The sequence below is a fragment of the Psychromonas sp. KJ10-2 genome (assembly GCF_047323255.1).
Classification (GTDB): Bacteria; Pseudomonadota; Gammaproteobacteria; order Enterobacterales; family Psychromonadaceae; genus Psychromonas.
Window position 1 is genome coordinate 1,708,457 of the sequence record NZ_CP178827.1, and the last position, 12,979, is coordinate 1,721,435.

Consider the following 12,979-nt stretch of genomic DNA (forward strand, 5'->3'; position numbering starts at 1 on the left):
TTTTATATGCGTACTTACTTATCGTCATCACAATTAGCGAGAATTTTACAGAAGTTAACACGCCGATTAACTTGGCCTGCGATGCTTGCTCTATTAATACTGCAAGCACTGATCACCTATTTTTTATTTGTGCTTGCACAAGAGCCAGAGTTAACCACTGACCCTATCAGATTCTTTTATTATAATATGGTGGTGGTATCAACAGTCGGTTTTGGCGATTTCAGCCCAACCACGGATTTAGGAAAGGCAATAGTCGCCCTATGGCAGATCCCATCGGGTTTAATTGTATTTGCTTCTTTTATTGGTAAAACAACGCAACTATTCATTGATATAGCGAGAAAAAATATGAACGGTAGTAATGACTACTCACACTTAACTGACCATATTCTTTTGTTATGCTGGGATGAGCATTCAACAAATCAAATTGTGCAATTGATCTTGGGTGATAAAAAACGCCAACAGCGCCGTATTTTATTATGTGTAACGCAAGATATGAAAAACCCGCTACCTGACGTCGAAGAAGTTTCTTTTGCCAAATTAGGTGCCTTTTCGGACACTAAAGAATTAGACAGGATTGCATTACGTAAAGCACAACGCATTATTATTGATGGCAATTCCGATGATGAAACACTTTCAATTGCACTGAGTATTGCCACCTTTGCCGATAAAAATGCCAATATTACCGCACACTTTTTTGATGAGACAAAAGCTCAACTATTAAAAATTCACTGTCCTAATATCGAGTGTAGTATTGATAACAGTGCACAGATGATGGTGAGAAGTATGCAAGATCCTGGCTCCAGCAAGGTGACTGAGAAATTACTATCTACCTTAGACGGTGCAACTTTATACAGTTTTTTAGTACCAGAGCTTGAAAAAAGCATTACCTTTGGAGAGTTATTTGATACCTTCAAACATCGTTACGATATGATTCTGATTGGTTATAGCATGCATAAGAGTGGTCAAGGGATGCATTTAAACCCTAATAGTGAAGCCTCAATTGCTAGCGGATATCACCTTCATTATATTGCCAATGAACGCCTTGATGAAAATGATATAAATTGGAAAGAGATCAAATAAATAACAACTACCACTAATTAAGTGGGAAGTTTTCTGGTTTTCTATTACTCTATATATTATTCAATTTATAATGCAAGGATGCAGCAAATAATGAGTACAGGTATGTCTCCATCACACTTTTTGCCATGGTTAGATCCAATAACACAGCATATGCCCACTTGGTTTCAACAAGGTGGATCGGTCATGTGGCTATTATTGTTATTATCGTTGATCACTAATGTGGTTATTTTGGAGCGCTTGTTCTTTTGGTTTGTATACCGTTTACAAAAAGAACGCTTCCTTATTCAAGAATGTTTTGCTGCATTGGTGAGACAAGAAAAAACAGCAGCACTAATCGTTTGTCAATCACTACCAACACCAGCCCTCACTATGCTTAAAGAGAGCATCAACCTTTTACCTTCTTCACCTAAAGAACGCATTAGCTTTGCACAAAAAGCGCAAATAAACTTGCTTTCTAAAGGGCAAAAGTTATTAAGGTCAGCACTTTTTATCTCGCCAATATTAGGTTTATCAGGCGCTTTATTAATATTAACCCAATCTTTTGAGCTATTTAGCCATCAACAGATACATGATACTTCAATTATTATTGCCAGTGTAGCGCAAGCATTAATCCCGCTAACCACTAGTATTGGTATTTTATTACTGACTTTAATTCCACAACAAATATTCCGCTCATTACTCATTAAACAAACATTACACTTAGAAAATATACGTCATCAGTTTAATGACATCTGTTTGCAACATCATTTAGTACAAACACCAGTGGAAAACCCGGTAAAAGAGAAACAAACAAAAGAAGTAGAAACGAAACCTGTTTCTGAGCAACAAGAGATGCCATATCATTATGAGTTTTCTGATGAAACGGACGAAGTGAACGTTGCTATTCATGAACAAAGCGAAGAGATTAAACGTGTTCCTCATGCTGCGATTGCCAAAATGTACAACCAAGAAATATCTTTGGTAGATGTACAAACTTATGAACAAGCAAAAAAACTACAATAGACATTTACTTAATTCGTTTAGATAGAGCAAACATATTCCATGAAAACGTCATATCATTACTTTACATTCATTATAATTAGTCTGTTATTACATTACTTGTTCTTTTACTTTACCCAGACTAAAACACCTGAGCAAAACATAGAGCAGCTTTCTGTGAGCCTTTCAGCGCCTCAACAAGCAACATTTCAAAGCAATAATAGTCCAACAATGGAAATTGACCATAGCAATATACCAGCAGATCACTCAAAGCCTAATGTTATCAAGGCAGATTTTCATTCACCTGAAAAAAGCGGTAATTTACCCCTAATAAACCAACAACCTGCTAACATAAAAATTGAAACAAGCCACCGAGAAAATATTACTGAGATTGTAAACAATAGCGTTAAGCCAATACAATTAGCCTTAGCGGAAAACTCAGTAGAGCAAGACAGAAAAATTTCAACGCCCGTTGCAACAACAAGCTTAACCACAGAAGCGATAGTAGAAGCTTCAACCATTGAACCGTCGTCTACAGAGTTTGCTCCTAAAGAGTCAAGTTCAGACAAGCTAACGAACACAGAACAGTTAGAAATTATTGAAAATAAAAAAGTTATTGTTAAGAATAGCTTAACCAAACCAACTAATAACCAAGATAAAGAAAAGCTAAGCACTCAACTGTATTTAGTCAATATCGATACACACAAAGCAGATGACGCAGCACTATTAAAAGCGGAGTTATTTGAACAAGAAATAGTTAACTTACCTGAGTTACCTAAGCAAAAACAGGTGAGAAAAACCACCAGCCCCCAACCTGTAAAAGTCAGTAAAAAAACAGCAACTGTAGTAACAACAGTAGCAAAAACATTAAAAACAACTTCCCCAAAAAATAGTGATAAGGTATCCGTTACTCGCAAAACAACAAAACCTACTTTTAAGCCCAAAGTTGATAAGAGCTTGCTAACGTTAAGTGAGACTCGTCAATTACCTGAAGCAGTGGCGATTTCCGGTAAAAAGCCCGACTACCCTGCTGTAGCTGCAAAACTTAACCAAAAAGGACAAGTTGTTGCCTCTATGACCGTATTGCCTACAGGTAGCACCAAGGAGACTGAGATTTTAAAATCTAGTGGCTCTAAAGAGTTAGATGAAGCGGTAATTGAATTTATTGCACAAGAGCGTTTTATGCCTAGCTTACAAGGACAAGATAAAGTATCTAGTAAACAAATATTTTCATTCAGTTATAAGTAGTCGATCAAGTCTACAGTATAGGGTTCCCAAATTAGTTAAGCTGTTACCCTTATAATCGCAATTACATTAATTAATTGAGCTAATGTTATACCAATCATAGTAAGTAACTGATCTATTTTACTTGTTAAAACAACTTATTTTTCGTTGTAAGTTTCGTATAGGGAACAACCATTTACATCAACTTACGCCTCTAACTAAGCCATTTTTCCGGCGCAAAATTTAGATCAGTTATTTAATACAATTGGTATTAGCCACAAACTCACGGGAAACTATAATGATGAAACATTCAATTGTAGGGTTAACCGGCTTACTGGCTGTAGCAACGACCACTTCAATGCATGCTGACAATGTCGAAATCGCATTAAAACATAACCTCGATGGATATTTAAATGGTTATTGTTTAGATATCAGTGGTGGAGGTAAAAACATAGATCCAGCCAATGGCTTACAAGTACACACTTGTTATAGCTATAAGGGAGCTCTGGGTTCAGATTTACTACTGAGAAGCTTAGTGAAGATAAGTTATATATGCCAGAGTTTAACGTTTGCGCTCAAGTGACGGAAGCAATCGAAGGCGCACAAGTCACACTTCATAACTGCGACCAAAACAAGCTACAGCAAATTTCACTTTTAGGTGATGGAACCATCCGCCCACTTGCCGATGAATCATTATGCTTTACTGCATCACTATCAACACGCCGAGGTCTTCAAGGTACTTCTAACCATCAAATAAAAGATCTCACCTTACATAAATGCAGCCCAGACCGAGCTATTTTTCAGCAATGGTTTACTCGCACGGGCATTTAAACGGTGATAGCAGTTGTATTGAATAAGAAAGCTAAGTTTCATGTAAAAAATAACTTACTTTCAGGCATAAATTGAATTTATCGAAGATTAACTTAGTTAATCTTCGATAATGAATGAAAAGGTATTCATTATTTAATCATTGCTAATCGATTATATTAATCAATGGCAGCCATATCACCACTTTCTTCTAACCATGTTTTACGATCACTCGCCCGCTTTTTAGCCAGCAGCATATCCATGACTTCTAACATTTTGTCAGCATCTTCAATGGTGAGTTGTACTAGACGACGAGTATTAGGGTCCATGGTAGTTTCTCGTAACTGCAGGGGATTCATTTCACCCAGACCTTTAAATCGCTGTACGTTAACTTTCCCGCGTTTCTTTTCCGCTTCAATACGATCTAAAATACCGTTCTTTTCACCTTCATCTAGTGCATAGTAAACCTCTTTACCAATATCAATACGATATAAGGGAGGCATAGCAACATAAAAGTGGCCAGCATCAACAACCGCTCTAAAGTGTTTTACAAATAGCGCACAAATCAGTGTTGCAATATGTAGCCCATCGGAATCGGCATCGGCTAAGATACATATTTTTCCATAACGTAACGCCGATAAATCACTAGAAGCAGGGTCAATACCAATAGCAACAGAGATATTATGGATCTCTTCAGAGTTTAAAATAATATCTGACTCATCTTCCCATGTATTCTTGATCTTACCGCGCAATGGCATAATCGCTTGGAAGTCTCTATCTCGAGCTTGTTTTGCACTACCGCCAGCTGAGTCACCCTCCACTAAGAACAGTTCACCACGCTCCGGATCTTGAGTCGAACAATCGGTTAACTTACCCGGTAATGCAGGCCCTTGTGTGACCTTCTTACGAGCAACCTTTTTACTTTTACGATTACGTGTTTGGGCATTGTTAATACAAAAATCAGCTAGCGCTTCTGCTTCACTGACATTGGCATTCAACCATAGACTAAACGCATCTTTAACCACTCCAGAAACAAACACTGCACATTGTCTTGAAGATAGACGTTCTTTAGTTTGCCCGGCAAATTGCGGCTCTTTAATTTTAACCGAAAGAATATAACTACATTTGTCCCAGATATCTTCTGGACTCAATTTCAAACCACGTGGAAGGAGATTACGAATATCACAGAACTCACGCATTGCATCTAACAAACCTTGGCGGAAACCATTTACATGTGTCCCGCCCTGTGCTGTTGGAATAAGGTTTACATAACTCTCAGTAATTGAATCGCCGCCTTCTGGTAACCACACTACCGCCCAGTCAGCCATTTCGCTATTCGCTGAGAACTTACCAACAAAAGGTGCAGAGGGAAGTAATTCGTTTTCAGCAACGGCTTCTAATAAATAATCATTGAGACCATCTTGATAACACCATTCATAGTTATTTTTATTAACACGATCTTTAAATTTAATACTTAGACCAGGACATAACACTGCCTTGGCTTTTAACAGGTGCAATAAACGAGAAACTGAGAATTTAAAGCTATCAAAGTATTTTGGGTCTGGTCTAAAATGAACACTGGTACCAGTATTGCGTTTACCACAGGTGCCTACTTCACTTAACTCTTCGACTTTTTCGCCATTTTCAAAAGCAATATGGAAGACTTTAGCATCACGACGAATTTGTACATCAACACGTGTAGAAAGTGCGTTCACAACTGAAATACCTACACCATGCAAACCACCAGATATTTCATAGTTTTTACCAGAGAATTTACCACCTGCGTGTAACTTACAAAAGATCAGCTCCACCCCTGATATTTTCTCTTCTGGGTGAATATCAATAGGCATACCACGCCCATCATCTATAACTTCTAAGGATTGGTCTTCATGCAGAATAACTTGAATCGAACTGGCATGGCCCGCTAAAGCTTCATCCACCGAGTTATCAATAACTTCTTGCCCTAAGTGATTAGGACGATTAGTTTCTGTGTACATGCCTGGTCGATGACGAACGGGATCTAACCCGTTTAATACTTCAATGGAATCTGAATTATATTGTTCGCTCATGCATGCACCTATTTGACGTCTATTATGTAGTGTTGATCTTGGGTTATTTTTCTGTGCTTAAGTTAACACAGAACAAATATATTGATTGTATGTATTTAATAAAGAAAGTGAATTATTTCTGCTAAGTAACGTTCGAAACCAATAAAGCTATGATCACCACCCTTTTCACAAGTTATTTTACACTGAGCGTACTTTTTTAATGCTTCTCTATAGTCCAATACTTCATCGTTTTCTTGTAATAATACCCAAATATTTTTAGGGAGATTTATCAGATCAACGTTCAAAGCAACTAACTGTTGAACATAATCTTGATCGATAAAATAGTTTTCCAATAAATGAGGATGAGTCTGCTCACCTTGATAACGTGTTAATAATAGATCCGGTGTCACTGCTGGGTTAATCAAAATCACTTTCGCGGCATATTGCTGGGCAACGTTAGTCGCCAAGAATCCACCTAAAGAGCTGCCCATTACTGCAATCTCACAACCTTCATATTGGTTAAAAATCGACTCAATAGTTTGCCACATTTGCTCAGGGAAAACGGGAAGTTGCGGACAGATAAAATGGATATCGGGGTGTTCTGATTGTAAGTATTCACGCATTTGCTGCGCTTTTAGTGAACCTGGAGAACTATGAAAACCATGTAACGAAAGCAAAACTTTAGTTATGTTAGGGTCTCTCATTTTACCTCTTTATTTAATATTAATAACCTGTTGCGTTCTCATCCGTTGTAAATTTACCAGGGTTAAGGCGCTCTACTTGTGTGTCTATTTTACCTGACTTTTTTAAGACTAAATAGCGATATCCAGGCGGTTTATCATCTACAGCAAAATCATCACTTTGTGGCTTAAATTGCACACAAGTAGATGGGCTGGTGATATAGCGAACATTATTTTTAACTTGATCAAATGATTGATGAACATGGCCGGATAACACGGCATTAACGTTATCAAATTGACTAATGAGCGCGATAAATTGCTCGTTATTTTTAAGAATGTGTTGGTCTAACCAGGCTGCACCAACCGGTAATACATGGTGATGCACGGCAATCAGAGTATGTTTATCTGGGTACTGTTGTAACTTTTGCTGCAGAAAAGAGAGTTGTGAGTCACTTAAGTGGCCATAAGGCACACCAGATACTTGAGAATCTAACAAAATGATCTGCCAATGTTCACTAACAATTTGTTTGGCTTGCGCTAACCCTTCAGCTAATAATGACGGTAGCATGATCTCTTGCATATCATGGTTACCAGGTAACCAATAACAAGGCATAGATAAGGTTTTGATACGCTCACTAAAGTCCACATAAGATTGTGCAGAATGGTCTTGAGATAGATCACCCGTACATAACACTGCAGCACATTGCCCTGCATATTTAGCAGCGTGTTCAATGATTGCGTCATAACTTGCGACGGTTTTAATACCTAACAAATCTTTTTCACAATCAGCAAAAAGGTGAGTATCGGTAATTTGTAGTAACTTAATATCACCCGTAGAGTCAGGCACTAGGTTTACAACTGTCTGATTTACACCATTCATTTATTATCTATTTCGCTCTGCTAAAATGAAAAAACACCACAAAAACCAGTGGTTTTAGTTAGATTTAAGTTATTTATTTTACCATCGTCAAAAAAATGAAAATGATTTAATCACCAAAAATGTCGACAGTGCCACATTTCCGAGAAATGAAACGTAAAAATTGTATATTTAGTTAGATATTTAGTCCGTCTTTATAGTTCAGTTGTAACCACTGTAAACCGATAATGGTAATCGCATTATCTATTTTACCGCTGGTTACCCATTGATAAGCTTCCTCTCGTGCTACTACATGTACTCGAATATCTTCACCTTCATCAGCTAAACCAAATACACCTTGTACATTACTGCTATCCACATTGGCAATGAATAGGTCAACGGTTTCCGTAGAGCCTCCCGGACTAACATAATAACTTAGCATAAATTGGCAATCATCCACCGCTAAGCCAGCTTCTTCATAAGCTTCTCGTAGAACCGTCTGTTTAGCAGTTTGCCCTTCATCGATCATGCCGGCAATTAACTCTAACAACCAAGGCGATCGTGGGGAGTCCATTGCCCCAAGACGAAACTGCTCCACTAACACCACAGTGTCCAATTTTTTATCATAAGCAAGCAAAGCCGCCGCTTTGCCTCTTTCAAAACATTCTCTTTGAATGGGTTGGTTCCACTCCCTGAAAATAATTTATGGCGAATGGTCAATTTATTACACTTAAAAAAACCTTTATACAAAGGTTCACTAGCTACAATTTCAACGTCATTTTTATCGTACATATTCATCTTCCATTATTGCGTTTATGATAGCTTAGGTACTCAACTTAATATTACAAAATTATCTAGTAAATAGGTTAGATTGATAGCTTAATTGAAATACTAAAGTGCATAATAGGCATCAATAAACGATTTACTCATTTTTTAAAAAGATATAGGATATTGGTCACAATTTAATGATTTAACTTAATGATTATGTATGTAAATAACCTTACAAAAACACCATTAAAATCATTAACATAAAGCAAACCACCATGCTAAAAAACATTATCTTTGAATGGATTTACTTCACTCTAAGTCAATCGCTTAGAATGAATAATCAATTTATTGCATTTAAATAATCTTTATAAACAGGATCAGACACTAGAGGCTGAGCATCATTTTTAATATAGATCGTTAATTATTCCTTATATTCAGTTTAAATTTACAATAATAAAGATAACAAAAAAATAGTTTATAATATGCTTAACCCATGCTTAACTTTGTGCTTGTTAAGCTTACTAAGATAATAAGTATCATAACAATATACCCAATAGGATCTTCTTACCATGACTCTAAAACGCATTTATATAGCGACCTTACTAGGTTTATCAAGCCTAGCTGCTAATGCAGATACTTTAAAACAAGTTTACGAAGCCGCGAAACTAAAAGACCCTGTTATTTTAAAAAGCAAAGCTGAATATGACTTTTTTAAAGAGCAAGTAAATGAGTCAAAAGCAGACTTGTTGCCACAAATAGGGTTTGGGTTAGATGCAAACAGAGTACAATCAAGTCGAGATACTAGCCGATATAATTACTTCGGTGCAGGCTTTGATCTAACACAGTCGATTTACAATGGTACTTATTGGCAAAATGCAGATATTGCTGAAAAACAAGCAGTACAATATTCTGCGATTTATGGTTACGCAGCACAGAACTTAATTTACCGTGTTGCAGTTGCGTACTTTAATGTATTGAGTGCTGATGAGGCAGTAAAATCTATTGAAGCAAATAAGCGTGCTGTTCAACGTCAATTAGAGCAAACTCAACAACGTTTTGATGTCGGTTTAATTGCTATCACAGACGTGCATGAAGCACAGGCTGAATACGACACAACGGTTGCCGATTTAATTATAGCCAAAAACACGTTAGCCAATAATTACTACCTATTACGTCAGTTAACTGGCGAAGATGTAAAACAAGTCACTTACCTTGATACTGAAAACTTCCAAGCAACACCATTGGAAGGTGACGTAAGCGTGTGGCGCAATAGAGCGATTGAACATAATTTAGAGCTTCACTCGATGCGTATCGCTAAAGAATTAGCAAAAATGAATATCGACTTAGCTGAAACCGGGCATGGTCCAACGATTGATTTCACATTAGATTTAGATTACGACGATTACAACTACGATGATTACGATTCAGGCTCTTATGCTGCAAAGTCTGCAACAGCTGGGTTAAGTCTAGATGTGCCGATTTACTCTGGCGGTTCAATTACATCACAGGTAAAACAAGCACAATACAGCTACGTCATGGCTAGCCAAGATTTAGTAGAAACCTTCCGTAGTACAGAAGTGAGTATCAGTAGTGGTTACAACAATGTTCAAGCATCTGTGAGTTCTATCAGTGCCTATGAACAAAGTGTAATTTCATCACAAAGTGCATTAGATGCCGCCGAAGCAAGCTTTGAAGTAGGTACACGTACAATTGTTGATGTACTAGATGCAACAAATAGCTTATACGAGTCTGAGAACCTATTAGCTAATGCACGTTACGATTACATCATTAACATGTTACAGCTAAAACTATCAGCAGGTACATTAACTGAACAGGATCTATTTGATATTTCAGCAGGGTTATCAAAGCAAACTAACGAGATTAAAAAGACTGACACTAGCTCTTAATTAACAATTTAATAGATAAAAGGGAAGCAACTGCTTCCCTTTTTTATTGGCTGAACGCCCTAGCTTTAATGAGTCGTTAATTATGGCGAATAGCCTTAATTATTGCGAATAGTCTTAATTATTTCTGATGTAGAGCAGCCATCTTTAAATTGTAAAACGCGCACTTCACCACCATTAACAATCACTTCTTCACCGCCGGCAATCTCTTCTGGTTTATAGTCACCACCTTTTACTAATAGATCAGGTAAAACTCCTGCTATCAAACGCTGTGGTGTATCTTCAGTAAACTCAACCACCCAGTCCACAGCACCTAAGCCCGCTAATACAGCCATGCGACGATCTACAGGATTAACTGGTCGACCATCACCTTTTAAACGGCGTACAGATTGATCACTATTAACTGCAACAATAAGGCGTTCACCCTGCTCTCTTGCTGTATTCAAATAGGAAACATGACCGGCATGTAAAATATCAAAACAGCCATTTGTCATGACGACTTTTTCACCGCGATGTTGCGCTAATTTTACCGCTAACTTCAATTGCTCTTCAGACAGGACACCAAAACCAATCTCTTGCTGACTAAATACCGCATTAGCTAATTCAATAGTATTCACCGTTGAAGTACCAATCTTACCAACAACAACACCAGCGCCGGCATTCGCTAATGCACAGGCATCTTCAAAACTACTACCAGCAGCAATAGAAGCCGCTAAGACAGCAATAACCGTATCACCTGCACCAGTTACATCAAATACTTCTTGTGCTTGTGTAGGGAGATGGAAAGGTGCTTGATTCTCACGTATTAACGTCATGCCGTGTTCACTTCGTGTTACTAGCATCGCTTCTAAATCTAGATCTTTTACCAATTGAGCGGCACGTTCAAATAACATTTGATCATTGTCACAGGTGCCAACCACAGCTTCAAACTCAGATAAATTTGGTGTTAATAAGGTAGCGCCACGGTACTTTTCAAAATCAGTCCCCTTTGGATCCACTAATATTGTTGCACCTTGCTGCTTGGCAATTTGAATCATTTTTTGTACGTCAGCCAGAGAGCCTTTGTTGTAATCAGAAAACACCACAACAGGATTTTTAGCACGCAATGCTTTGCTCATATTAGCGATCATAGGTGCGCTATCAACATCACTAAAAGAGGTTTCAAAATCCAGACGAATCAGTTGTTGATGACGGCTTAATACACGTAACTTGGTAATAGTTGGCGCACTGCTTACCGTAACAAAGTCAGTTTCAACGTGAACAGAGCTTAAGCTATCTTTAATTGCTTGAGCAGCTTCATCTGCGCCCACTAAACCAATGATATTTGACTTGGCACCTAACGCGGCAATATTTAAGGCAACGTTAGCTGCACCACCTGGACGCTCTTCAACCTGTTTCACATTAACAACAGGAACAGGGGCTTCTGGAGAAATACGCGCTGCAGGACCATGCCAATAGCGATCTAACATTACATCGCCAACGACTAATACATTAGCTTTTTCATATTCAGGTAGGGTTATTTTCATTTTATTTATCTCTAAACCATATATCGGCTTAGATTATCACAGAGATCATCAAATCACATTTTCAAAACATCAAATTTGTAGGTAAATAGAGATTAATACTCAGGTAGGCGTCTAATAAATAAAAGTAATATACACATCATGGTGATCAACATAAGTTGTAAATGTGGTTTTCCTATTAATAGGGTAATTGAGATAAGGAAGCTAATAACCACACTCAAATAGATTGCAGGCTTACGCTCTTTATGAATTTTTTTATGTGTCTGCCAGTTTCTCAGGTCATTACCAATACCCGGTAAGTTTAATAACCATTGTTGAAACTTAGGAGAGCTTTTTGAAAAACAAAATAGCGCTAGTATAAAAAAAGGTGTGGCGGGCAAGAGCGGTAAAATAACACCTAATGCACCTAATATCGTCGATATTAGGCCAATGCTAAATAAGGTGTATTTTAATAAGATCGTTCTCATTCCCACTCCCAGTAGGTATTCATATTCATGTTTTCAGCCTAGCGAATTAACTATTAAAAAAATAATAGACTAAAAACAATTGGTTGCAAGCTCCGCCAAGTGAAAACTATCCATTAAGTATTATAATGCTCGCTGAATAGAAACATCTTAATTCACATAATAAAAGCTTGTATTACGCTAAAGAATTAAAGCAAAAAAAAGGCCTGCATCAGCAGACCTTTTTATTATAGCAATTTGCAACTTACATGTTTCAGCTTATTTTATTAAGCTAAAACTATGAAATTACTTACCTAGCTTCTCTTTAATACGAGCAGCTTTACCAGTAAGTTCACGTAAGTAGTAAAGTTTAGCTTGGCGAACCAGACCGCGACGTTTAACTTCAACGCTTCCTACAAGTGGGCTGTGAGTTTGGAATACACGCTCAACACCTTCACCGCTCGAGATTTTACGAACTGTGAATGCTGAATGTAAACCACGGTTACGCTTAGCAATAACAACACCTTCAAATGCTTGAAGACGCTCTTTTTCACCTTCTTTTACGCGAACACGTACAACAACAGTATCACCTTGAGAGAACTCAGGGATATCTGTACGAAGTTGTTCGTTTTCAATTGCTTCTATAATCTTGCTCATTTTTATACCTT

The 12,979-nt window shown here is 37.5% G+C and carries 12 protein-coding genes and 1 pseudogene; 6 read left to right on the forward strand and 7 right to left on the reverse strand.

What is annotated here, in order from left to right; translation table 11 throughout:
* The first annotated feature begins 6 nt into the window (after positions 1-6).
* The 5 genes from ACLKL2_RS08205 (at position 7) to ACLKL2_RS08225 (ending at position 4,113) form a co-directional block, all read left to right on the forward strand.
* Positions 7-1,080, forward strand: coding sequence for a potassium channel family protein (locus ACLKL2_RS08205; protein ID WP_413694034.1), 1,074 nt, complete (start codon positions 7-9; stop codon positions 1,078-1,080).
* A 90-nt stretch (positions 1,081-1,170) separates the two neighbouring features.
* A complete protein-coding gene (locus ACLKL2_RS08210; RefSeq protein WP_413694035.1) occupies positions 1,171-2,082 on the forward strand; it encodes a MotA/TolQ/ExbB proton channel family protein in 912 nt (303 codons plus the stop codon).
* Between the two features lie 39 nt (positions 2,083-2,121).
* Positions 2,122-3,306, forward strand: a complete 1,185-nt coding sequence (locus ACLKL2_RS08215; protein WP_413694036.1) for an energy transducer TonB — start codon at positions 2,122-2,124, stop codon at positions 3,304-3,306.
* Positions 3,307-3,580: 274 nt separating this feature from the next.
* Positions 3,581-3,865: a hypothetical protein gene (locus ACLKL2_RS08220; protein ID WP_413694037.1), complete on the forward strand. Its 285-nt coding sequence runs from the start codon at positions 3,581-3,583 to the stop codon at positions 3,863-3,865.
* Entirely contained in the window at positions 3,835-4,113 is a 279-nt protein-coding gene (locus tag ACLKL2_RS08225; RefSeq protein WP_413694038.1) for a ricin-type beta-trefoil lectin domain protein, read from the forward strand. The genes ACLKL2_RS08220 and ACLKL2_RS08225 overlap by 31 nt, the downstream gene beginning before the upstream one ends.
* 155 nt (positions 4,114-4,268) lie before the next feature.
* On the opposite strand, the gene parE is transcribed toward ACLKL2_RS08225, so the two are convergent.
* The 4 genes and pseudogenes from parE to nudF form a co-directional block, all read right to left on the reverse strand.
* Positions 4,269-6,158 (reverse strand): DNA topoisomerase IV subunit B, encoded by a 1,890-nt coding sequence (parE, locus tag ACLKL2_RS08230; protein ID WP_113820261.1) that lies wholly within the window; start codon positions 6,156-6,158, stop codon positions 4,269-4,271.
* Between the two features lie 95 nt (positions 6,159-6,253).
* The gene (locus tag ACLKL2_RS08235; protein ID WP_413694039.1) at positions 6,254-6,841 is read right to left on the reverse strand and encodes a YqiA/YcfP family alpha/beta fold hydrolase; all 588 of its coding nucleotides are present in this window, start codon (positions 6,839-6,841) and stop codon (positions 6,254-6,256) included.
* 19 nt (positions 6,842-6,860) lie between these two features.
* Entirely contained in the window at positions 6,861-7,697 is an 837-nt protein-coding gene (cpdA, locus tag ACLKL2_RS08240) for a 3',5'-cyclic-AMP phosphodiesterase (protein ID WP_413694040.1), read from the reverse strand.
* A 172-nt stretch (positions 7,698-7,869) separates the two neighbouring features.
* Positions 7,870-8,471 (reverse strand): annotated as a pseudogene (nudF, locus tag ACLKL2_RS08245) (ADP-ribose diphosphatase).
* A 539-nt stretch (positions 8,472-9,010) separates the two neighbouring features.
* On the opposite strand from nudF, the gene ACLKL2_RS08250 reads away from it, so the two are divergent.
* A complete protein-coding gene (locus ACLKL2_RS08250; RefSeq protein ID WP_113818294.1) occupies positions 9,011-10,348 on the forward strand; it encodes a TolC family outer membrane protein in 1,338 nt (445 codons plus the stop codon).
* 95 nt (positions 10,349-10,443) lie between these two features.
* Here the strand turns inward: ACLKL2_RS08250 and hldE are convergent, their stop codons facing one another.
* From hldE to rplS, 3 genes are all read right to left on the reverse strand, one after another.
* Entirely contained in the window at positions 10,444-11,871 is a 1,428-nt protein-coding gene (hldE, locus tag ACLKL2_RS08255) for a bifunctional D-glycero-beta-D-manno-heptose-7-phosphate kinase/D-glycero-beta-D-manno-heptose 1-phosphate adenylyltransferase HldE (RefSeq protein ID WP_413694041.1), read from the reverse strand.
* A gap of 92 nt (positions 11,872-11,963) precedes the next feature.
* A complete protein-coding gene (locus tag ACLKL2_RS08260; RefSeq protein ID WP_113818296.1) occupies positions 11,964-12,335 on the reverse strand; it encodes a YbaN family protein in 372 nt (123 codons plus the stop codon).
* A gap of 282 nt (positions 12,336-12,617) precedes the next feature.
* A complete protein-coding gene (gene rplS / locus ACLKL2_RS08265) occupies positions 12,618-12,968 on the reverse strand; it encodes a 50S ribosomal protein L19 (RefSeq protein ID WP_113818297.1) in 351 nt (116 codons plus the stop codon).
* Positions 12,969-12,979 lie beyond the last annotated feature (11 nt).

Coding starts and splice junctions, on each gene's coding strand:
- parE (WP_113820261.1), bottom strand. CDS start 6,158: ATGAGCGAACAATATAATTCAGATTCCATTGAAGTATTAAACGGGTTA.
- ACLKL2_RS08205 (WP_413694034.1), top strand. CDS start 7: ATGCGTACTTACTTATCGTCATCACAATTAGCGAGAATTTTACAGAAG.
- cpdA (WP_413694040.1), bottom strand. CDS start 7,697: ATGAATGGTGTAAATCAGACAGTTGTAAACCTAGTGCCTGACTCTACG.
- hldE (WP_413694041.1), bottom strand. CDS start 11,871: ATGAAAATAACCCTACCTGAATATGAAAAAGCTAATGTATTAGTCGTT.
- ACLKL2_RS08235 (WP_413694039.1), bottom strand. CDS start 6,841: ATGAGAGACCCTAACATAACTAAAGTTTTGCTTTCGTTACATGGTTTT.
- ACLKL2_RS08260 (WP_113818296.1), bottom strand. CDS start 12,335: ATGAGAACGATCTTATTAAAATACACCTTATTTAGCATTGGCCTAATA.
- ACLKL2_RS08225 (WP_413694038.1), top strand. CDS start 3,835: ATGCCAGAGTTTAACGTTTGCGCTCAAGTGACGGAAGCAATCGAAGGC.
- ACLKL2_RS08250 (WP_113818294.1), top strand. CDS start 9,011: ATGACTCTAAAACGCATTTATATAGCGACCTTACTAGGTTTATCAAGC.
- ACLKL2_RS08210 (WP_413694035.1), top strand. CDS start 1,171: ATGAGTACAGGTATGTCTCCATCACACTTTTTGCCATGGTTAGATCCA.
- ACLKL2_RS08220 (WP_413694037.1), top strand. CDS start 3,581: ATGATGAAACATTCAATTGTAGGGTTAACCGGCTTACTGGCTGTAGCA.
- rplS (WP_113818297.1), bottom strand. CDS start 12,968: ATGAGCAAGATTATAGAAGCAATTGAAAACGAACAACTTCGTACAGAT.
- ACLKL2_RS08215 (WP_413694036.1), top strand. CDS start 2,122: ATGAAAACGTCATATCATTACTTTACATTCATTATAATTAGTCTGTTA.